Genomic DNA, 20,633 nt, shown 5'->3' with positions numbered 1-20,633 from the left:
GTGACCGAAGGCACACGAGCCCGGCCGGCGTGGGACCACCGGCCGGGCAAGACGTTGATGCCTTGGTTCGAGATGTTACTCAACCTTGATCATCCCCGTCATGTGCGGGTGCAGAGAACAAAAATATTTGTAGTCGCCCGCATTGGTGAAGGTGAACGAGAACTTGTCGTCAGTGTCCAGGGTCTTGGACCTGAATTTGCCGGCCGACACCACGGTGTGCGGGATGTCGTCCCGGTTGGTCCAGGTCACGGTGGTGCCGACCTTGATCTTGAGCTCGGCCGGCTGGAAGACGAAATTGTCGATATGCACCTCCATGTCGTCGGCACGGGCGGTTGTGGCGGGTAACAGCATGGCCGCGGCCAAAGCGACACCGAAGTCGCGGCGATTGAGTGTCTTCATTGTCAGCTTCCGTTAGCCCTGCATCAACCCTGGAGCGGCGTGTCGATGATCGCGAGCCGCTGCTCGTTCTGCTTGAAGTTGATGCTGGCAACGCCGAGCATCGCGCGGAGCTTTGTGTCCTCGACCTTCATCGGTCCGGGCGAGGGGGCAGCCCCGGGTGCCGGCTGCGGGAAGGCGGTGGAGCGGGCGGTGTGGAAGGTGACGTTGCCCTCCACCTTCTGCATCACCTGGTGAATATGCCCGTTCAGCACGGTGACCGAACCGAAGCCTTTCACGTGTTCCAGCGCGCGGGCGCCGTCCTCGGTGCCCCAGCCCCATTCGGGGTAGACCGTCCAGAGCGGGATGTGGGCGAACAGCACGATCGGCGTCGATTTCGACTTGCCGCGCAGATCGTCCTCGAGCCAGGCGAGCTGCTCGGCGCCGAGATTGCCGAGGCCTCCGGCCTTGAGGTCGACGACATTGACGAGGCCGATGAAGTGCACGCCGCCAGCGTCGAACGAATACCAGCCTGCGCCCTTTGTGCCGCGGCCGTAGCGCTCGCGATAGAATTTCACCTCCTCGTCGAGGAAGTCATGCTCGCCGGGCACGTAATGCACGTCGAGCTTGCTCTGCGAGATGATGCGATCGGCATTGTCGAATTCGGCGGCCTTCGACAGATGCGTGATGTCGCCAGTGTGGATCATGAACGACGGCTTGACCGGCATCGCGTTGATCTTGTTGATGGCTTCCTCGAGCGTGCCGAGCGCGTTGGGATTGGCCGGCTTGTCGAAGCCGACATGGCTGTCGCTGATCTGGAGGAAGGTCATTCCGGGCGCGGCCGCGGTCGCAGCTTGCGCGGAATCGATGATGCCGAGCGAGCGCGGCACGCCACCGGTGATGGTCCAAAGCACCCCGGTGCCGGCCCAGGTCATGCATTCAAGCACCTTGCGGCGGCTTAAGCCGTCCTCGCCGTGATCGTGTCCGCTCATCGCGCAGCTCCACTTCGCCCGGAATTGGGCTTCGGGGAGGTGATTGAGGGAGCGGGGGTCTTATTCCCGGACGCGATGACGTTTTCGTGAGGTGGTTGGACGCGTAGCCCGTATGGAGCGCAGCGGAATACGGGACCAATCGAGCGTCCTCTCCCGGATTTCACTACGCCCCGTCGGGCTACGCATTCACTTCGCATCCTCCAGGATCATCGTCGCGCCTTTTTCGGCGATCATCGCGGTCGGCGTGTTGGTGTTGCCCGACGTGATGGTCGGCATGATCGAGGCATCGACAATGCGAAGGCCGCCGAGACCGTAGAAGCGCAGGCGTTCGTCGACCACCGCCATCGGATCGCTCACCGCGCCCATCTTCGCGGTGCCGACGGGATGGAAGATGGTGGTGCCGATGTCGCCGGCGGCCTTGGCGAGCGAGGCATCGTCGTCGCCGACGGCGGGGCCGGGCAGATATTCGCTCGGGCGATATTTTGCCAGCGCCTTCTGCTGCATCAGGCGGCGGGTGGTGCGGATGGCATCGGCGCCGACCTGGCGGTCGTCATCCGTTGAAAGATAATTCGGCGCGATGATGGGCTTCTCGTCCGGCGCCGCCGAACGCAGACGTACGGTGCCGCGCGATGTCGGCTGGAGATTGCAGGCGCTCACCGTGATCGCGGGGAAGCGGTGCAGAGGATCGCCGAACTTGTCGAGCGACAGCGGCTGGACGTGGAACTGGATGTTGGCGCGTGCGCGCGTCGCATCGGAGCGGGTGAAGATGCCGAGCTGCGACGGCGCCATGGTCAACGGCCCGCGGCGACGGAACGCGTAATCGAGCCCCATCAGGCCGCGGCGGAGCAGATTGTAATAAGTCTCGTTCAGTGTGCGCACGCCCTCGACCTTGTAGATCGCGCGCTGCTGGAGATGATCCTGTAAATTACGGCCGACGCCGGGCTTGTCCATCACGATATCGATGCCGAGCGGCGACAGCCAGTCGGCCGGCCCGAGGCCGGAGCGATGCAGCACCTGCACTGAGCCGATCGCGCCTGCCGAGAGGATCACCTCGTGCCTCGCACGCGCCTCGACGATGTCGCCATTCTGGATGAAGCGCACGCCGACGGCGCGGCCCTGTTCGACGATCAGCCGATCAACCAGCACATGCTTTTCGAGCCGCAGATTGGGGCGGTTCAGTGCCGGCTTGAGGAAGCCGCGCGCCGACGACCAGCGCCGGCCACGCTTCTGATTGACGTGGAAATAGCTGGTGCCTTCGTTGTCGCCGGTATTGAAATCCGGGATGCGCTTGATGCCCATCTCCTCGGCCGCATCGCCCACGGCATCGAGGACGTCCCAGGACAGCCGGGGCGCCTCGATGCGCCAGCCGCCGCCGGCGCCGTGGTGCTCGCTCGCGCCGAGGAAGTGATCCTCGAGCCGTTTGAACAGCGGCAGCACGTCGTCATAACCCCAGCCGGTCATGCCGAGCTGGCGCCAGTGATCGTAATCAGCGGCCTGCCCGCGCATCGAGATCATGGCGTTGATCGCCGAAGAGCCGCCGATCACCTTGCCACGGGGATAGGCGAGCGAGCGGCCGTTCAGGCCGGGCTCGGCCTCGGTCCTGAACATCCAGTCCGAGCGCGGATTGCCGATGGCGAAGAGATAGCCGACGGGAATGTGGAACCAGATCCAGTTGTCGTCGCCGCCGGCTTCGAGGACGAGGACGCGATTGCTGGAAACGGCCGACAGCCGGTTGGCGACGATGCAGCCCGCCGTGCCGGCCCCAACGACAATGTAGTCAAACTCACCTTCGAGCCGCCTTGGCATTCTTCTTCCACCCAACAGGAATCGTGCCCTGGCTTGTCCCAGGCATCCACGAGCTTTCCGTTCTAATAGTCAGACGTGGATGGCCGGGACAAGTCCGGCCATGCCTGTGAGTCAGGGCTACACCCCGATCCGCGCCAGTTGGGTGGACTGGTGCTTGCATGATAGACAGGCCTGCATTTTCAACAAAGCTTGAGACCCTCCATGCCCATCGTGAACCGCGTCGCCGACCTTCAACCCGATATTCAGGCCTGGCGCCGGGACATCCACCAGCATCCGGAGCTGCTCTATGACGTCCACCGCACTGCAGCATTCGTCGCGGACCGCCTGCGCGAGTTCGGCTGCGATGAGGTCGTGACGGGCATCGGCCAGACCGGCGTGGTCGGCGTGATCAAGGGCAGCAAGCCGGCCGGCGAGGGCCTCAAGGCCATCGGCCTACGCGCCGATATGGATGCGCTCCCGGTCGAGGAGCAGACCAACCTGCCTTATGCTTCGAAGACTCCCGGCAAGATGCACGCCTGCGGCCATGACGGCCACACCGCGATGCTGCTCGGTGCTGCGCGTTATCTCGCCGAGACCCGCAACTTCGCCGGCGATGCGGTGGTGATCTTCCAGCCGGCCGAGGAGGGCGGCGCGGGTGGAGCGGCCATGGTCAAGGACGGCCTGATGGAGCGCTTCGGCATCGAGCAAGTCTATGGCATGCACAACGGTCCGGGCATTCCGGTGGGCTCGTTCGCGATCCGGCCGGGTCCGATCATGGCGGCGACCGACGAGGTCGATATCATGATCGAGGGTCTCGGCGGCCACGCCGCGCGGCCGCACAAATGTGTCGATTCCGTTCTGGTCGGCGCGCAAGTCATCACGGCGCTGCAGTCGATCGTCGCGCGCAGCGTCGATCCGCTGGAATCGGCCGTGATCTCGATCTGCGAGTTCCACGCGGGCAATGCCCGCAACGTGATTCCACAAACCGCGACACTGAGGGGCACCATCCGCACGCTGTCGCCGGAGGTGCGCAAGCTGGTCGAGAAGCGCGTACGCGAGGTCGTCGCGGGCGTGGCGCAGATCACCGGCGCCAAGATCGACCTGCGCTACCAGCGCAATTATCCGGTAGTGGTCAATCACGCCGCGGAGACCGAGGTGGCGAAGCGCATTGCCAAGCAAGTTGCGGGCGAAGCCAATGTGCTCGAGATGCCGCCGCTGATGGGCGGCGAGGATTTCGCCTATATGCTGGAAGCGCGCCCCGGCGCCTTCATCTTCTGCGGCAACGGCGACAGCGCCGGCCTGCATCACCCAGCCTACAATTTCGACGACGAGGCGATCGTCTTCGGCACGTCGTACTGGGTCAAGCTGGTGGAGGGCCAACTCGCGGCGTGAGGTCATTCCCGTCCATCCCTTCGTTGCCCGGGCTTGCCCCGGGCATTTTTCTTGATCCGTCACATCCATTTCAATTTTGACACTGTCAAGATTTGGCTTGACGATGCCCCTGTCCGACCCTTAGATATCTTTACGTTGTAAAGATCTCCTTCTGGTGGGCCTGTCGAAATTGCCAGCGCTCTTGCCTGCTCCACCGAGGGAGGTGTCAGTCAGGATCCAGGAAAGCCATGCCCGTCGTGAACCGCGTCGTCGACTTTCGACCCGACATCCAGACCTGGCGGCGGGACATTCACCAGCATCCGGAGCTGCTGTACGACGTTCACCGGACCGCAGCCTTCGTGGCAGACTGCCTGCGCGACTTCCGCTGCGACGAGGTCGTGACCGGCATCGGCCAGACCGGCGTCGTCGGCGTGATCAAGGGCAAGCGGCCGGCGAGCGCTGATATCAGGGTGATCGGTCTGCGCGCCGACATGGACGCGCTGCCGATCGAGGAGCAGACCAGCCTGCCTTACGCCTCGAAGATTCCGGGCAAGATGCACGCCTGCGGCCACGACGGCCACACCGCGATGCTGCTGGGTGCAGCCCGTTACCTGGCCGAGACCCGCAACTTCGCCGGCGATGCGATCGTGATCTTTCAGCCCGCCGAGGAGGGCGGTGCCGGCGGCGCGGCCATGGTCAAGGATGGACTCATGGAGCGTTTCGCCATCGATCAGGTCTACGGCATGCACAACGCCCCCGGCATTCCGATCGGGGCGTTCGCGATCCGGCAGGGCCCGATCATGGCGGCGACCGATGCGGTCGACATTAGGATCGAGGGCCTCGGCGGCCACGCGGCGCGTCCGCACAAATGCGTCGATCCCGTTCTGGTCGGCGCGCAGGTGATCACGGCCCTGCAGTCGATCGTCGCGCGCAGCGTCGATCCGTTGGACGCGGCCGTCATCTCGATCTGCGAATTTCACGCCGGCAACACCCGCAACGTCATTCCGCAAACGGCGGAGTTGAAAGGCACGATCCGCGTGCTGACCGCGGAGGCGCGCAAGCTCGTGGAGAAGCGCGTGCGCGAAATCGTGGCCGGCGTGGCCCAGATCAGTGGCGCCAAGATCGACCTGCGCTACAACAACAGTTATCCCGTGACCAACAACCACGCGGCACCGACCGAGGTGGCGCGTCGGATCGCCAAACAGGTCGTCGGAGACGCCAAAGTGTACGAGATGCCGCCGCAAATGGCCGGCGAGGACTTCGCCTACATGCTGGAAGCGCGGCCCGGCGCCCTTATCTTCTGCGGCAATGGCGACAGCGCCGGCCTGCATCACCCCGCCTATGATTTCAACGACGAGGCGATCGTTTACGGTACGTCGTACTGGGTCAAGCTGGTCGAGGAAGCGCTCGCGGCATCGTAAGACTCTTACTTCACCTCGCCCGGCTTGCTGGGAGAGGTCGGAATTCAAGCGCAGCTTGAATTCCGGGTGAGGGGACTCTCCGCGAGTCCGTCTCTCACCGTGATCGCGGAAGCGGCCCCTCACCCGAACCCTCTCCCCCGTAAGAACGGGGAGAGGGAGTGGAGAGATCTTTCAGAAGATCCGCGAGAAGATCACGTACAGTGTGCCCGACAGCAGGATGGCGACCGGCAGGGTCAGCACCCAGGCCATCACCATGTTCCTGATGGTGGCGACCTGGAGACCCGAACCGTTCGCGGCCATGGTGCCGGCGACGCCGGACGACAGCACGTGGGTGGTCGAGACCGGCAGGCCGAATACGTCGGCGGCGCCGATCGTGGCGGCGGCGACGAGCTCGGCGGAGGCACCCTGCGCGTAGGTCAGATGGGTCTTGCCGATCTTCTCACCGACGGTCACGACGATGCGCTTCCAGCCGATCATGGTGCCGAGGCCGAGCGCGATTGCGACCGCAACCTTCACCCAGGTCGGGATGAACTTGGTCGCGCTGTCGAGCCCGCCCTTGTAGGCGTTCAAGGTCGCGACCTCTTCCTTGCTAAGGTCGTTTTCCTTGTCCTTCATCAGGAAGCGGATCGCTTCCGAGGTCAGGTACATGTCGTTGCGGGTGTTGCCGACGACTTCCGCTGGCACCTTGTTCAGCGAACCGTATTTCGCGACCTGCTCGCCGACATCCTTCACCAGCACTGCCAGCGAAGGATAGGTGCCTTCGCTGATGTGATGGGAGGTGACGTACTGCGTCACCGCAGGACGGGGATCGCCGATGATCGCATGGCCGGCGCCCTTGGCCGCAATCACCTTGGAGGCGGCTTCCGAAATCTTCGCGAACTGGGCGACCTGCGACTCCGGCAATGCGCGATTGAGCGCATAGGCCGTGGGCACAGTGCCGATCAGGATCAGCATGATCAGGCCCATGCCTTTCTGGCCGTCGTTCGAACCATGGGCGAAGCTGACGCCGGTGCAGGTCAGGATCAGCAGGCCGCGAATCCAGATCGGCGGGGCTTTGTTACCCTCAGGAGCGGCATAGAGCGCCGGGTTCTTGATCATCAGCTTGAGCAGCAGCAGCAGGCCGGCGGCGCAGACGAAGCCGACCAGCGGGGACAGCAGGAGCGCATAGCCGATCTCCGTGGCCTTGCCCCAGTCCACGCCCGAGGTGCCGTCGCGGCCGCGCATCAGCGCGTTCGCAACGCCGACGCCGATGATCGAGCCGATCAGCGTGTGCGAGGAGGAGGCCGGCAGGCCGAAATACCAGGTGCCGAGGTTCCAAAGGATCGCGGCGATCAGCAGCGCGAACACCATCGCGAAACCGGCGCTGGAGCCGACCTGCAGGATCAGCTCGACCGGCAGCAGCGAAACGATGCCGAAGGCGACGGCGCCGGACGAGAGCAGCACGCCGAGGAAGTTGAAGAAGCCCGACCACATCACCGCGACTTCGGCCGGCAGCGAGTGGGTGTAGATGACGGTCGCTACCGCGTTGGCGGTGTCGTGGAAACCGTTGACGAATTCGAAGCCGAGCGCGATCAGGAGCGCAACGATAAGGAGGATATAAGGCAGGTAGCTCGTGACCCTGGTGCCGGTCGCATCGACATCGGAATAGATGCTGTAGGCCACGTAGAGCAGGCCCGCGGCGAGGATGCCGAAGAACAGGATCAGTGTCAGCGGATTGAAGCCCTTGTCGAGATTTGGCCGCGAGGCCGGCTGGATCGGCGCGGGATCGGCTACCGCGCGGTCGAATGCAACATCGGTCATGTCTGGACGCCCCTTAACTTTCTGTAAGGGCTATTGTCCCCGATGGATTTGAAGGCTGGATGACAGGCGGCGCCTGAAAGCCGTTTTCCCGCCAGTATTCAGGCGGCGCGCGCGGCTTTCTTCTGTAAGCCGGCGGCGATCTTCAAATCTTCGACAAAGCGGTGATATTCCAGCAGTTTGGCCTCCGGATCGGGCAACCGCAGCAAATAGGACGGGTGCACCGTCACCAGCGCCTTGCGGCCGTCGGGCAGGTCTATGAGCCGGCCGCGGTTCTTTCCGATCGGGGTGATTTTGCCGAACACGCTCTGCGCGGCGGTCGCGCCCATCGCGACGATGAGATCGGGCTGGATAACGGAGACCTCCCGCTCATACCACTGTCGGCAGGCCTTTATCTCCGGCGTATTCGGCTTTTGATGCAGACGGATCTTGCCGCGCGGCACGAATTTGAAGTGCTTCACCGCGTTGGTGACATAGACCTTCTTGCGGTCGACGCCGGCCTCCTGCAGCGCCCGGTCGAGCATCTGGCCGGCCGGACCGACAAAGGGATGGCCGGCGAGGTCTTCCTTGTCGCCGGGCTGTTCGCCGACCAGCATGATATTGGCGGACTTCGGGCCTTCGCCGAACACGGTCTGGGTCGCGTCCTTGTAGAGATGGCAGGCGCGGCAATGGGCGGCCTCCTCGCGGAGCGCTTCGAGATCGTCGGTGGCGGTCTTGCGTTTCATCGGAGCCTCCGGCCGCTTTTGAGGCTTGTGCGGATCGGTTGCGGCATTGGCGATCATGGCGCCGGTCATGCGTTCGGCGTCCTCAATCAGGGGCTTAATGATCGAAGCCTCGGGCAGGTTCCTCCAATATTTCTTCGGCATCTCCGTTTGCATCGCCTTCACCTTCAGGCGGGCCGGATTGAAGATGCTGGCGTAGTAGCGCCGCCAGGTTTCCTCCAGCCGGTCTTCGCTCGGCGCCTCGCTCTTGCTGACGCCTGATGTGAAGGAGAGAGCGTGGCCATCCCAATGCGCGCACAAATCCGGCGTCAGGATCGACCAGGGCATGTCGGCAAAGCGCTTGGCGAAGAACGGCGCGGCGAGCTCGACGATGTGATGCTCCGGCTCGAACCACGCAACGTAGTGCGCTTCGCGTTCCCTGCCGATCTCGCGGAAGCGCACGAAGGCATGCATCTTGTGCTCGTCGCGGTAGACCGCCTTTGCCATGGCCGTGACTTGCGCGACATCGGGATCGGTCGCGACCTCGATGAGGTCGTGATTGTCCTTCAGCCGAAACAGCAGGCGATAGAGGATCGCGAAACGCTCGGGATCGCGATGCAGGATCGCGGCCTTGGCGAGCTCGACGAATCTTGCAGGCACGTTGAAGGTGCCATCGGCACCGGCCGGCTGCGGAGACGGCGAGGGCGGCGCGAACAGCTCCGCTTCGCCGCCCCGCACGGCCCAGGTGATGTCGCCCGGCTTCATTTGATGAAGCACGAGGCTACGCGCGGCTTTGCGCCAGCCATCGAAATCGGTTTCGTTGTCGAGGATGATGTACTGCATCAGAAGCCAAATCCCAGTTGTGTTGCCGGCTTGAACCGTTCGATCAGCCGTGCCTCGTCGAGGCGGTGCGGCGCGGGCCGGTGATCGCTGAGGACGATGAACGGCAGCGCCTTGTTGCGGGGCACGTGCAGCCGCGCGAGGTCGGCGACGCGGATCGTGGTCGTGCGGCGCGCCGCGATGATGCGCTCGACCGCCTTGGTGCCGAAGCCCGGCACGCGCAACAATTCCTCGCGGCTGGCGCGGTTGACATCGAGCGGGAAGCGGTCGCGGTGACGCAGCGCCCAGGCGAGCTTTGGATCGATGTCGAGCGGCAGCATCGCGCTGTCGTCGACGATCTCGCCGACGTCGAAGCCGTAGAACCGCATCAGCCAATCGGCCTGGTAGAGACGGTGCTCGCGCAGCAAGGGTGGCGCGCGCAGAGGCAGCGCGCGGCTGGCATCGGGGATGGGGCTGAACGCGGAATAATAGACGCGCCTCAGCCTGTATGAACCGTAGAGATTGGCACTGGTGTGGAGGATGGTGTGGTCGGAAGCCGCGTCGGCGCCGACGATCATCTGCGTGCTTTGGCCGGCCGGCGCGAAGCGTTGCGGCTTGGCTTTCGTCTTCGCGCTGCGGCTTTCCTCGGCCTCGTCCAGCTTCAGCCGCAGCCGGCCCATGGTACGGCGGATCGCGCGCACGTCCTTCTCGGGCGCGAATTGCTGTAGGCTCGTCTCCTGCGGCATCTCGATGTTGATGGAGAGACGGTCGGCATATTTGCCGGCCTCGGAGATCAATGCATCGTCGGCCTCGGGAATAGTCTTGAGATGGATGTAGCCACGGAAGTGATGCTCCTCGCGCAGTTTTCGCGCGACGCTCACCACCTGCTCCATGGTGTAGTCGGGGTTGCGGATGATCCCGGAGGAGAGAAACAGTCCTTCGATGTAATTGCGCCGGTAGAAGTCGAGCGTCAGCTTGATCACTTCGTCGATGGTGAAGCGGGCACGTGGCACGTTGGAGGAGGCGCGGTTGACGCAATAGAGGCAGTCGTAATTGCAGGCGTTGGTCAGCAGCACCTTGAGCAGCGAGATACAGCGGCCGTCCGGCGCGTAGGAATGGCAGATACCCATGCCGGGCGCGGTCGAGCCCATGCCCTTGCCGTCGCTGGAATCCCGCCTCTCGGTGCCGCTGGAGGCGCACGACGCGTCGTATTTGGCGGCATCCGCCAGAATCTCCAGCTTGCGTTGTACGTCCATGGTGGGATCCCCTTGATTCAGCTGACGAATCCGGATGAGCACCAATTCGATTGACTCCTCCGACCTCGTTAGCTTTATATTAGAACATATCATGAACAAATGAGCCAGCCGGTGGTTCTTATTTTTGAGAACCTCGGCAATCACTCTGAAGGAGCGGCGGGCATGAGCGGCGCACGCATCAGCGCGCTTGCGACCTTGCGCAGCCAGATCGAGCGCATCGAGACCGCGGAGGTCGTGCATCAGCACGACCGCGTCGCGCTCGGCCATAGCGAGGTGGACAGCGCGCTGCAGGGCGGGCTCGCGCGCGCGGCGATCCACGAGGTGTTTTGCGAGGGCCGTCAGGGCGCGGCCGCGACGGGGTTTGTCACTGGACTTGCGGGGCGCGTGAGTGCGCGCAAACCGCTGCTGTGGGTGCGACAGGATTTTTCGGAAATTGAAACAGGCGCGCTGTCGATGAGCGGGTTCGCCGAGCTCGGCCTCGATCCGCGCTGCGTGGTGATGGTGCGCGCGGCAGAAGTGGAGAGCGCGTTGCGCACCTCGGCCGATGCGCTCGCCTGCGATGCGCTCGGTGCGGTCGTGCTCGAACTCTGGGGCGAGACGCGGCAGTTCGATCTGGTGGCGAGCCGCAAGCTGACGTTGGCCGCGCAAGGCTCCGGCGTCACCGGCCTCTTGCTGCGGATGGCCGCGCAGCCGCTGCCCTCGACCGCGGAGACACGATGGATGCTGCGCGCGGCGCATTCGCCGCCGGGCTCGATGTGGAGCGCCTGGGGCGCGCCGCGCTTCGATGCCGAGCTGTTGCGCAATCGTCATGGCCCGTGTGGCCGGTGGATCATGGAATGGAAATGTGATGAGTGCCAGTTCAGTGAACCGTCGGCGTATCCTCAGCCTGTGGCTGCCGCGCCTGCCGATCGACCGGATTCAACGGTTCCTTGGCAGCGCCGCGCAGGATGAGCCGAGCATCGTCGTCATCAAGGACGCCAATGCGCTGGTGATCCATGCGCTTGACGATGCGGCGTCGCGGCTCGGTTTGCATATTGGCCAACCCCTGGCCAATGCGCGGGCGATGTGCCCGGACTTGCGGGTGTTCGACGCCGATGTCGTGGCTGATGCGAAGACACTCGGCGACATCGCCGACTGGTGCGACCGCTTCACGCCGCTGGTGGCGCTCGATCCGCCGCATGGGCTGTTCCTCGATATCACCGGCTGCGCGCATCTGTTCGGCGGCGAGGCCGCACTGTTGCAGATGCTGGTCCGTGCGCTCGACCGACAGGGCTTTGTCGTCAGTGCGGCGATCGCGGGCACCTCGGTCTGCGCACGGACCCTGACGCGGCAGACGACAGGCGCCATCGTCGCCGATGGGGGCGAGGCGGAGGCGATCAGCCGGCTGCCGGTGTCCGCGCTGGGTGCGGGCGAGGCCATCACCGCCGGCCTGCGCCGTGCCGGTCTGAAAAGCATCGGCGATGTCGCCTCGCGTGCACCGGGCGAGATCACGGCGCGGTTCGGCGCGCGGTTCTCCACGCTGCTCGCGCATGCGCTGGGGCAGGGCGATGCGCCGATCAATCCACGAAAGCCGCTGCCCGATTACATCGTGGAGAAACGCTTTGCTGAGCCGATCGCGACCGACACCATGATCGCGATGACGCTGTCGCGCCTGGCGGACACGTTGATCGCGTCGATGGAGAAGCAGGGCAAGGGCGCGCGCCGGCTTGAGGCCACCTTCTTCCGTACCGACGGCGCAGTGCGTGCGATCATGGTCGAGACCGGACGTCCCGTGACGCGGAGCGCGGTCGTCGACCGGCTGTTCCGCGAGCGTCTCGATGCACTCGCCGATCCGCTCGATCCCGGCTTCGGCTTCGACATGGTGCGGCTGTCGGCAAGCCGCACCGAGATCGTGGTGCAGGAGCAGCGCGATCTCGATGCCCATGTCCACGACAATGACGAGCTTGCTGCGCTGATCGACCGCATCGCCGCGCGCATCGGCGGAAAGCGCGTCGTCGTGCACCTGCCTGAGGATACCCATATCCCCGAATGTGCGGTGCTGGCGGCGCCTGCCCAGCATCATCTCGCCGTGGCCATGCAGGCCGAATGGCCCGCGCGCACTGAAAGTGAGCCGCCGCTGCGTCCGTTGCGGCTGTTCGACAAGCCTGAGCCGATCAATGTGCCGTTCGCGACCGTGCCCGACGGCCCGCCGCATCAATTCACCTGGCGCCGCGCGCAGCATGCGGTGGTGCGGGTGGAAGGCCCCGAGCGCATCGCCATGGAATGGTGGCGGCAGGACGGCAAGCAACTGACGCGGGATTATTTCCGTATCGAGGATGCCGAAGGCCTGCGCTTCTGGATCTTTCGCGATGGTCTTTACGAGGGGGAGTGCTTCGACGGCGACGGCAAGCCCGTTCCTCCCGGTTGGTATGTGCACGGTCTCTTCGCATGACTACGCCAGCTTATGCCGAGATCGGCATCACCACGAATTTTTCCTTCCTGCGCGGCGGCTCGGATCCGCGCGCCTATGTGCATCAGGCCAGCAAACTCGGCATTCCCGTGATCGGCATCGCCGACCACAACACGCTCGCCGGCGTGGTGCGCGCCTACAAGGAGCTCGACAATGACGAGGTGCTGCACAAGCCAAAACTTCTGATCGGCGCGCGCATCGTCTTCATCGATGGTACGCCCGATATCCTGGTCTATCCGCGCGACCGCGCCGCCTACGGCCGGCTGTGCCAGCTCCTCACCAGGGGCAAGCGCGGCGACGACATCACTCGGATCGCGAAGGGCGAATGCCATCTCACCTTCGCTGATCTCCTTGCGTTTTCCGAAGGCCAGCTCCTGATCCTGACGCTGCCGCATCGCTTCGATGCAGCGCAAGCGCAGGACATCCTCGCCAAGCTGAAGGCAAGTCGGGCCGAGGGCGTGTGGCTGGCGGCGAGCCTGGTCTATCGCGGCGACGACCGCCGTCGCCTCGCGCAGCTCGATGATCTCGCCTCAAAAGCAAAAGTGCCGCTGCTTGCGACCAACGAGGTGCTCTATCACCACCCCGCGCGCCGTCCCCTCCAGGACGTGCTGACCTGCATCCGGGAAAAAACCACGATCGAGGCGGTCGGCCGCAAGCTGGAAGGCAATGCCGAGCGGTTTCTGAAGACGCCCAGGGAGATGGCGCGGCTATTCCGCGATTTCCCTGAGGCTGTCGCGGAGACCATTCGCTTTGCGGACAAGATCACCTTCTCGCTCGACCAGCTCAAATATCAGTATCCGGACGAGCCGGTGCCGCGGGGCAAGACCGCGCAAGGGCATCTGGAGGATCTGACCTGGGCCGGTGTCGACAAATATTTTGGCGGCAAGATCGACGACAAGCTGCGCGCCACCCTGAAGAAAGAACTCGCGCTGATCGCCGAACTGAAATACGCACATTACTTTCTCACCGTGCACGACATCGTGCATTACGCGCGCAGCCAGAACATTTTGTGCCAGGGGCGGGGATCGGCGGCGAATTCGGCGGTCTGCTACGTGCTCGGCATCACCTCGGTCGACCCGACCAAGGTCGATCTGCTGTTCGAGCGATTCATCTCCAAGGAACGGCTGGAGCCGCCCGACATCGACGTCGATTTCGAGCATTCGCGGCGCGAGGAGGTGATGCAATATGTCTATCGGCGTTACGGCCGCCATCGCGCCGCGATCATCGCCACCGTCATTCATTATCGCCCGCGCAGCGCCATCCGCGACGTCGGCAAGGCGCTGGGCCTAACCGAGGACGTCACCGCGGCCCTCGCCGATACGGTGTGGGGAAGCTGGGGCAAGGGCCTCAACGACATGCAGGTCAGGCAGGCCGGCCTCGATCCGCAAAATTCCATGATCAACCTCGCGGTCGAGCTCGCGACCGAGTTGATCGAATTCCCGCGTCATCTGTCCCAACATGTCGGCGGCTATGTGCTCACGCAAGACCGGCTCGACACCTATGTGCCGATCGGCAATGCGGCGATGGATGATCGCACCTTCATCGAATGGGACAAGGACGATGTCGACGCGCTCAGCATGATGAAGGTCGACGTGCTCGCGCTGGGCATGCTGACTTGCATCCGCAAGTGCTTTGATCTGATCGAGCAGCACAAGGGCGAACGCTGGATGCTGGCGAGCGTCCCGCAGGATGATTCCAAAGTCTACGACATGCTGTGCGATGGGGAGTCGCTCGGCGTGTTCCAGGTCGAGAGCCGCGCCCAGATGAACATGCTGCCGCGCCTGAAGCCGCGGACCTTCTACGATCTCGTCATTGAGGTCGCGATCGTGCGGCCGGGACCGATCCAGGGCGACATGGTGCATCCGTATTTGCGGCGGCGGAACGGCCTGGAAAAAGTGAGTTATCCGTCGCCGTCACCGGATCATGGCGACAAGGACGAACTTTACAATGTGCTGCACAAAACATTGGGCGTGCCGCTGTTCCAGGAGCAAGCGATGCGCATCGCGATCGAGGCGGCAAAATTCACCTCCGAGGAAGCCAACGGCCTGCGCCGCTCCATGGCGACCTTCCGCAATGTCGGCACCATCGGCCAATACGAGGAGAAGCTGATCGGCAACATGGTCGCGCGCGGCTACGATCCGAACTTCGCCAGGAGCTGCTTCGACCAGATCAAGGGCTTTGGCTCCTACGGTTTTCCGGAGAGCCATGCCGCAAGCTTCGCGCAACTCGTCTACATATCTTCATGGTTGAAATATCATCATCCCGATGCCTTCTGCTGTGGTCTGCTGAACTCGCAGCCGATGGGCTTCTACGCGCCGGCGCAGATCGTCGGCGATGCCCGCAAGAACGGCGTCGAGGTGCGCGAGATCGATGTGTCCTACAGTTTTGCGCAGAGCACGCTGGAGCAGGGAAATGGCGGGTATTGCGCGGTACGTCTCGGCTTCCGCCAGATCGACGGTTTCCACTGGCTGGACGAGGATGAGGAAAGGCTGAAAAGAGCCGCGTCCCGGAATGACCATGTGGAGAGAGCGCCCGACTGGGCCGACCGCATCGTCGTCGCCCGCAACCGCCGGCCCTTCACCTCGCTGGAAGACTTCGCCCGCGACACCGGACTGCCCAAGCGCGCGCTGATCCTGCTCGCCGATGCCGACGCCTTCCGCTCGCTCCGGCTCGACCGCCGCGAGGCGCTGTGGCAGGTGCGGCGCCTGCCCGACGATGTGCCGCTGCCGCTGTTCGAGGTGGCTACCGCGCGCGAGCAGCCGGACGAGCACGCCAGGCCGTTGCCGGTGATGCCGCGCGCCGAACAGGTGGTCGCGGACTACCAAACCATTCGCCTTTCGCTCAAAGGCCATCCGATGGAATTTTTGCGCGAGATGTTTACGCGCGAGCGCATCATCGCCTGCAAGGACATCAATCATGACAACGAGCGGCGCCGCGTTCGCTGTGCCGGCGTCGTTCTGGTACGACAGCGGCCGGGCAGCGCCAGCGGCGTCGTGTTCATGACACTGGAGGACGAAACCGGCATCGCCAATGTCGTGGTGTGGCCGAAGATCATGGAGCAGTACCGGAAAGAGGTGATGGGCGCACGTCTCATCCTGGTCGAAGGCTACATCCAGAGCAGCCCAGAAAAGGTGACGCATCTGATCGCACAGCGCATGATCGATCGCTCGCACGATCTGGTCGGCCTTGCCAACGATGCCTTGACCCGCAAGCATCCGGTGCCGGCAGGCGCCACCGTGGTCGAACCGCTCAATGACGATCCCCGCGCCCACACGGATGCGCCCGCGCAAAAACTTCGCCACCCCCGCAACGTCCGCATCCTGCCGCCGTCGCGGGATTTTCATTAAGAATGTAGCGCTCTCTGCTGCCACGAGATTGTTGCGACGAGTGCGCGTCACACTCTCGGTGTCATACCCCGCGGAGGCGGGGTCCAGTACGCCGCGGCTTCACGATTCAACTTCTGTCGCATCGGAATACTGGATCGCCCGGTCAAGCCGGGCGATCCAGCGTGGCCTCAAAAATTCACCCGGTTCGAGATCGCGCCGTCCACCACCAGATTGGAGCCCGTGGTGAACCCCGACACCGGGCTCGCCAGAAATACCGCCGCGCTCGCGATCTCCTGTGGCGTGGCCATGCGGCCGGTGGGGTTACGCTTCATCGCATCATTGTAACGCTCGGGCATGTTCTGCTCGATGGTATTCCAGACGCCGCCCTTGAAATAGACCGTGCCAGGCGAGACCACGTTGACGCGGATCTTCTTCTTCGCATATTGCCGCGCCAGTCCCTTGGCCATGTGGATCAATGCCGCCTTGATCGGGCCGTAGGAGCTCGCCGTGTCCGCTTGCGCCGCGGAGATCGATGAGATGATCACGAAGGCGGCGTCACCGCTGCTCGCACCGCTGGCCTCGAGGAACGGCCGCGCGGCGTCGAACGCATGCACGGCGCCGAGCAGGTCGAGCCGAAAATTCTGTTCCCACGACGCGGCATCATGGCCTTGCGCCATCGCGCCCGCGTTGGAGAACAGCATGTCGATGCCGCCAAGCTCTTTTGCCGCGCTCTCGATCCAGGATTTCAGCGCCGCGCCGTCGGTGACATCGACCGGGCCGCCGGTCGCGCGGATCCCGCTGGCCTTCAACTCCGTCACGGTGGCGGCAACCTGATCGGCGTTGCGCGCGCACACCGCGACATTGCTGCCTTCGCCGGCCAGCGTCGCCGCAATCGCCCGCCCGATGCCGCGCGTGCCGCCGAGTACGACGGCGTTCTTGCCTTTGAGACCGAGATCCATTGTTTGGTTTTCCTTGTTGTTGGTCGCGCGCTGTCGTTGCGAACAAAGCGGGGTGCCTCTCCAATGTCGTCCTGGCGAAAGCCAGGACCCATTACCACAAACCCTCGTTGCTGTGCGATGTTGTGGCCAACGCGCATTTCAACAACATTCGACCGGGGTAATGGGTCCTGGCTTTCGCCAGGACGACATCCTGCGTGCGTTTGATTGCGTCGTTCAAATCGATCACCCTCACTCCGGTGCCGCGCCCACCGGTGGGCCGCCGGGCGGGCGGTGCAGGAATGTCAGTGAGACGTAGGCGCCGGCCCAGGAGCCGATCGCCGCGAAAGCCACATAGAACGCATTTTCGGTGTAGCTGATCACGGCGTAGGAGGAGAGCATGTACCAGACCGCGCTCCAGTTCGCCGCGGGCACGCGCTTGCGCGCGATCACCGCCGAGGTGAACATGACATAGACCGCGTCGGTGGCTGCCGTTGCGATGAACACGGCGCCTGCGGTGAGGGGATCGATGGCGGCCATTGCATGTCCTTGTGTGCTAATGCGATGATCGCAAACTAAGGGGAGAGAAGGGTCATGCAAAGCCCCACAGAGATTCTCAGTGGCATCTGGACCTCCGCCGGCGGTGACGCCGCCGCGCTCGCGCGCGTGCGGCTGACGGGCGAGGAGCCGCAAATCCCGTCCTCGTTTCGCGTCGCAATTGCCGGCCAAACGACGATCGCAGCCGCCGGCCTTGCTGCCGCCGAAATCTGGAGATTGCGCAGCGGCGAGGCGCAGGACGTTAGCGTCGACCTGCGCCATGCCGTCGCCGAATGCCGCTCCGAGCGCTATTTGCGCGTCGACGACAGGCCGCCGCCGCCGGCCTGGGACGCCATCGCCGGCGTCTACAGAACCGGCGACAACCGCTTCGTCCGCTGCCACACCAATTTTCCGCATCATCGCGACGCCGTCTGCAAGGTCCTCGGCTCCGAGCCCGAGCGCGAGAAGGTGCAGGCCGCATTGATGCAATGGAAAGGCGAAGATTTCGAGACCGCGGCCTACGCTGCGGGCGGCGTCGTTGCCCTGATGCGCTCCTACGACGAATGGTCGGCGCTGCCGCAGGCCCGCGCGCTCGCCGAATTGCCGCTGGTCTCGATCGAGAAGATCGGCGAGGCCCCGCCGAAGCCGTGGCCGCAACGACTGTCAAAAGGCGATCGCCCGCTCTCCGGCCTGCGCGTGCTCGATCTTTCGCGCGTCATCGCGGGCCCCGTTGCCGGCCGCACGCTCGCCGCGCACGGCGCGGATGTGCTGCTCGTGTCAGGCCCCGAACTGCCGGCCATTCCGTGGCTGACCATCGACACCAGCCGCGGCAAGCTCACCACCTTCATCGAGCTGAAGAGCGAGGCCGGACGTGCGCGGTTGCGCGAGCTCTTGAGAGACGCCGACATCTTCTCACAAGGCTATCGCCCGCGCGCGCTTGCTGCTCTCGGCTTTACGCCGGAGGACGCGGCGACAATCAACCCCGGCATCGTCTACGTGACGCTGTCGGCCTATGGCCATGCCGGCCCCTGGGCGGAACGGCGCGGCTTCGATTCGCTGGTGCAGACCACGACCGGCTTCAACCATGCCGAGGGACAGGCTGCCGGCATCGATGGACCGAAGGAATTGCCGGCGCAGATGCTCGACCACGCCACCGGCTACCTGATGGCGTTCGGCGCGATGATGGCCAAGGCCCGCCAGGTCCGCGAAGGCGGCAGCTGGCACGTGCGCGTGTCGCTCGCGCAGACCGGGCGCTGGCTGTGGAATCTCGGACGGCTCGAAAATGGCCTGAACACCCCGGATATTACGGGCGAGGCCGTACATGCTGCATTCATCGAGAGCATGCCATCTGGCTTCGGCACATTGAAGGCGGTGCGCCATTCAGCGCTGCTTTCGAAGACGCCGGCGCAATGGAGCCGTCCGGCGATGCCGCTCGGCAGTCATCCGGCAGAGTGGCCGGTGACAAGCTGACGTGAAGCTGACGTGTCGCAAATTTTTAACGCAAACCGAAAGGCGCCCGGCGTTTTTTAGGTTGTTTGAAATCACAATTCGGCACTATTAGCGCGACCGATGAGGCGGGCATCCGCCGGTATCATCGCAGACATGACCGGGCCCCATGGTAGTTGAAAATACCAAGCGATTGCAGGTGCTTACAAAACAACGGGTGATTACATCCGTAGTTTTACTAGCTCTTGCCGGTGCCGGGGCCTACGGCTTCCTCTATGCGGGAGCCAAGGAGAAGAGCCACTCCGAGATCTCCAGCCAGTCGCGCAGGAGTGCGCAGAACTTCACGCCGACGCCGTCGGAATGGGCGACGCTGACGATCGAGCCGGTCAAGGCCAAGACCTTCCGCGCCGAGTATGTCACCGAGGGCAAGGTCGCAGTCGACGAGGACCGTTCGACGCCGGTGTTCTCGCCTTATGCGGGCCGGGTGACCAAGCTGCTCGCCAAGCCCGGCGAGGTGCTGAAGCAAGGTCAGCCGCTGTTCACAATCGAGGCCGCCGACACCGTGCAGGCCCAGAACGATTTCATTGCGGCGATGAGCTCGCAGAACAAGGCGAAGTCGGCGATCGATCTTGCCGACATCCAGTTCAAGCGCGCCAAGGACCTCTACGAGGGCCATGCCATCCCCCTGAAGGATTATCAGCAGGCGGAAGCGACCCAGGTTCAGGCGCAGAACGACATGCGCTCCTCGGCGACCGCGCTGGAAGCCGCGCGCAACAAGCTGCGGATCCTCGGCTTCACCGATGAGACCATCAAGGCGTTCCAGGACAAGGGCGTCATCAATCCGGAGGTCACGATCTATTCGCCGATCGCGGGCACGGTCGTGCAGCGTAAGATCGGCCCCGGCCAGTACGTTAATTCGGGCGCCAGCGATCCGGTCTTCGTGGTCGGCGACCTCTCCTCGGTCTGGCTCACCGCCTTCGTGCGCGAGAGCGATGCGGCTGCCGTGTGCGTCGGGCAGGACATCAGCGTCAACGTGATGGCGCTGCCGGGCCGCCCCTTGACCGCCAAGGTCAACTACGTCGCCGCCGCGATCGATCCGAGTACCCGCCGCCTGCTGGTCCGCGCCACCATCGACAACAAGGACGGTCTGCTGAAGCCGGAGATGTTCGCCAACGTCACGATCTATTCGTCCGGCGACCGCGCCGCGCCGGCGGTACCGAAGCAGGCCTTGATCTACGAAGCCGACAAGGTCCGCCTTTGGGTCGCACGCGAGGACAAGTCGGTGGAGTTGCGCGAGATCAAGATCGGTCTCATCAATGGCAACCTCGTCGAGGTCACCAGCAATCTCAAGCCCGGCGAGCAGGTGGTCACCAAAGGCAGCCTGTTCATCGACCGCGCCGCGTCCGGCAGCTGATTGACGGGC

The 20,633-nt window shown here is 64.1% G+C and carries 15 protein-coding genes; 7 read left to right on the top strand and 8 right to left on the bottom strand.

Going from position 1 to position 20,633, the window contains the following annotated elements:
- Positions 1-75 precede the first annotated feature (75 nt).
- The 3 genes from AC0L3K_RS20070 to AC0L3K_RS20060 all read right to left on the bottom strand — a co-directional run bounded on the left by AC0L3K_RS20070 (position 76) and on the right by AC0L3K_RS20060 (position 3,173).
- Positions 76-399 carry a cupredoxin domain-containing protein gene (locus AC0L3K_RS20070; protein WP_354127647.1) on the bottom strand — a complete coding sequence of 108 codons (324 nt, stop codon included), beginning with the start codon at positions 397-399 and terminating at the stop codon, positions 76-78.
- Between the two features lie 23 nt (positions 400-422).
- Positions 423-1,367 (bottom strand): metallophosphoesterase family protein, encoded by a 945-nt coding sequence (locus tag AC0L3K_RS20065; RefSeq protein ID WP_354169530.1) that lies wholly within the window; start codon positions 1,365-1,367, stop codon positions 423-425.
- Between the two features lie 186 nt (positions 1,368-1,553).
- Complete coding sequence (locus AC0L3K_RS20060; RefSeq protein WP_473366744.1) at positions 1,554-3,173, bottom strand: GMC family oxidoreductase; 1,620 nt, start codon at positions 3,171-3,173, stop codon at positions 1,554-1,556.
- Between the two features lie 201 nt (positions 3,174-3,374).
- Between AC0L3K_RS20060 and AC0L3K_RS20055 the strand changes: the two genes are divergently transcribed.
- Together AC0L3K_RS20055 and AC0L3K_RS20050 are read left to right on the top strand one after the other, a co-directional pair.
- Positions 3,375-4,544, top strand: a complete 1,170-nt coding sequence (locus AC0L3K_RS20055) for a M20 aminoacylase family protein (protein ID WP_007593609.1) — start codon at positions 3,375-3,377, stop codon at positions 4,542-4,544.
- A gap of 227 nt (positions 4,545-4,771) precedes the next feature.
- On the top strand, positions 4,772-5,944 hold the full coding sequence (locus AC0L3K_RS20050; RefSeq protein ID WP_007593608.1) for a M20 aminoacylase family protein: 1,173 nt from the start codon (positions 4,772-4,774) through the stop codon (positions 5,942-5,944).
- Positions 5,945-6,115: 171 nt separating this feature from the next.
- Here AC0L3K_RS20050 and AC0L3K_RS20045 read toward each other — a convergent pair whose 3' ends face one another.
- From AC0L3K_RS20045 to AC0L3K_RS20035, 3 genes are all read right to left on the bottom strand, one after another.
- The gene (locus AC0L3K_RS20045) at positions 6,116-7,744 is read right to left on the bottom strand and encodes an inorganic phosphate transporter (RefSeq protein WP_007593607.1); all 1,629 of its coding nucleotides are present in this window, start codon (positions 7,742-7,744) and stop codon (positions 6,116-6,118) included.
- A 98-nt stretch (positions 7,745-7,842) separates the two neighbouring features.
- On the bottom strand, positions 7,843-9,285 hold the full coding sequence (locus AC0L3K_RS20040; protein WP_473366743.1) for a UdgX family uracil-DNA binding protein: 1,443 nt from the start codon (positions 9,283-9,285) through the stop codon (positions 7,843-7,845).
- Positions 9,285-10,517 carry a putative DNA modification/repair radical SAM protein gene (locus tag AC0L3K_RS20035; RefSeq protein ID WP_219684817.1) on the bottom strand — a complete coding sequence of 411 codons (1,233 nt, stop codon included), beginning with the start codon at positions 10,515-10,517 and terminating at the stop codon, positions 9,285-9,287. Before AC0L3K_RS20035 ends, AC0L3K_RS20040 begins: the two co-directional genes overlap by 1 nt.
- 162 nt (positions 10,518-10,679) lie before the next feature.
- Here AC0L3K_RS20035 and AC0L3K_RS20030 point away from each other — a divergent pair, with 162 nt between their 5' ends.
- Genes AC0L3K_RS20030 through AC0L3K_RS20020 form a run of 3 tightly spaced genes read left to right on the top strand, consistent with a single transcriptional unit; the run spans position 10,680 to position 16,313 of the window.
- Positions 10,680-11,468, top strand: coding sequence for an ImuA family protein (locus tag AC0L3K_RS20030; RefSeq protein ID WP_473366742.1), 789 nt, complete (start codon positions 10,680-10,682; stop codon positions 11,466-11,468).
- Positions 11,365-12,948, top strand: coding sequence for a Y-family DNA polymerase (locus AC0L3K_RS20025; RefSeq protein WP_219684893.1), 1,584 nt, complete (start codon positions 11,365-11,367; stop codon positions 12,946-12,948). Before AC0L3K_RS20030 ends, AC0L3K_RS20025 begins: the two co-directional genes overlap by 104 nt.
- Complete coding sequence (locus tag AC0L3K_RS20020; protein ID WP_473366741.1) at positions 12,945-16,313, top strand: error-prone DNA polymerase; 3,369 nt, start codon at positions 12,945-12,947, stop codon at positions 16,311-16,313. The genes AC0L3K_RS20025 and AC0L3K_RS20020 overlap by 4 nt, the downstream gene beginning before the upstream one ends.
- Before the next feature lie 167 nt (positions 16,314-16,480).
- On the opposite strand, the gene AC0L3K_RS20015 is transcribed toward AC0L3K_RS20020, so the two are convergent.
- Both AC0L3K_RS20015 and AC0L3K_RS20010 read right to left on the bottom strand, forming a co-directional pair.
- On the bottom strand, positions 16,481-17,251 hold the full coding sequence (locus AC0L3K_RS20015; RefSeq protein ID WP_007593601.1) for an SDR family NAD(P)-dependent oxidoreductase: 771 nt from the start codon (positions 17,249-17,251) through the stop codon (positions 16,481-16,483).
- 228 nt (positions 17,252-17,479) lie between these two features.
- Complete coding sequence (locus AC0L3K_RS20010) at positions 17,480-17,767, bottom strand: hypothetical protein (protein ID WP_007593600.1); 288 nt, start codon at positions 17,765-17,767, stop codon at positions 17,480-17,482.
- 54 nt (positions 17,768-17,821) lie between these two features.
- Between AC0L3K_RS20010 and AC0L3K_RS20005 the strand changes: the two genes are divergently transcribed.
- Both AC0L3K_RS20005 and AC0L3K_RS20000 read left to right on the top strand, forming a co-directional pair.
- Positions 17,822-19,234, top strand: coding sequence for a CoA transferase (locus AC0L3K_RS20005; protein ID WP_473366740.1), 1,413 nt, complete (start codon positions 17,822-17,824; stop codon positions 19,232-19,234).
- Between the two features lie 145 nt (positions 19,235-19,379).
- A complete protein-coding gene (locus AC0L3K_RS20000; protein WP_473366739.1) occupies positions 19,380-20,624 on the top strand; it encodes an efflux RND transporter periplasmic adaptor subunit in 1,245 nt (414 codons plus the stop codon).
- The last annotated feature ends 9 nt before the right edge of the window (positions 20,625-20,633 follow it).

The sequence above is a fragment of the Bradyrhizobium sp. MI1.10 genome (assembly GCF_055811035.1).
This window is presented reverse-complemented; position numbering and strand designations above follow the sequence as displayed.

Bases quoted from the DNA above. Each gene is read 5' to 3' on its own strand.
- AC0L3K_RS20070 (WP_354127647.1), bottom strand. From the start codon at position 399: ATGAAGACACTCAATCGCCGCGACTTCGGTGTCGCTTTGGCCGCGGCC.
- AC0L3K_RS20065 (WP_354169530.1), bottom strand. From the start codon at position 1,367: ATGAGCGGACACGATCACGGCGAGGACGGCTTAAGCCGCCGCAAGGTG.
- AC0L3K_RS20060 (WP_473366744.1), bottom strand. From the start codon at position 3,173: ATGCCAAGGCGGCTCGAAGGTGAGTTTGACTACATTGTCGTTGGGGCC.
- AC0L3K_RS20055 (WP_007593609.1), top strand. From the start codon at position 3,375: ATGCCCATCGTGAACCGCGTCGCCGACCTTCAACCCGATATTCAGGCC.
- AC0L3K_RS20050 (WP_007593608.1), top strand. From the start codon at position 4,772: ATGCCCGTCGTGAACCGCGTCGTCGACTTTCGACCCGACATCCAGACC.
- AC0L3K_RS20045 (WP_007593607.1), bottom strand. From the start codon at position 7,744: ATGACCGATGTTGCATTCGACCGCGCGGTAGCCGATCCCGCGCCGATC.
- AC0L3K_RS20040 (WP_473366743.1), bottom strand. From the start codon at position 9,285: ATGCAGTACATCATCCTCGACAACGAAACCGATTTCGATGGCTGGCGC.
- AC0L3K_RS20035 (WP_219684817.1), bottom strand. From the start codon at position 10,517: ATGGACGTACAACGCAAGCTGGAGATTCTGGCGGATGCCGCCAAATAC.
- AC0L3K_RS20030 (WP_473366742.1), top strand. From the start codon at position 10,680: ATGAGCGGCGCACGCATCAGCGCGCTTGCGACCTTGCGCAGCCAGATC.
- AC0L3K_RS20025 (WP_219684893.1), top strand. From the start codon at position 11,365: ATGAGTGCCAGTTCAGTGAACCGTCGGCGTATCCTCAGCCTGTGGCTG.
- AC0L3K_RS20020 (WP_473366741.1), top strand. From the start codon at position 12,945: ATGACTACGCCAGCTTATGCCGAGATCGGCATCACCACGAATTTTTCC.
- AC0L3K_RS20015 (WP_007593601.1), bottom strand. From the start codon at position 17,251: ATGGATCTCGGTCTCAAAGGCAAGAACGCCGTCGTACTCGGCGGCACG.
- AC0L3K_RS20010 (WP_007593600.1), bottom strand. From the start codon at position 17,767: ATGGCCGCCATCGATCCCCTCACCGCAGGCGCCGTGTTCATCGCAACG.
- AC0L3K_RS20005 (WP_473366740.1), top strand. From the start codon at position 17,822: ATGCAAAGCCCCACAGAGATTCTCAGTGGCATCTGGACCTCCGCCGGC.
- AC0L3K_RS20000 (WP_473366739.1), top strand. From the start codon at position 19,380: ATGGTAGTTGAAAATACCAAGCGATTGCAGGTGCTTACAAAACAACGG.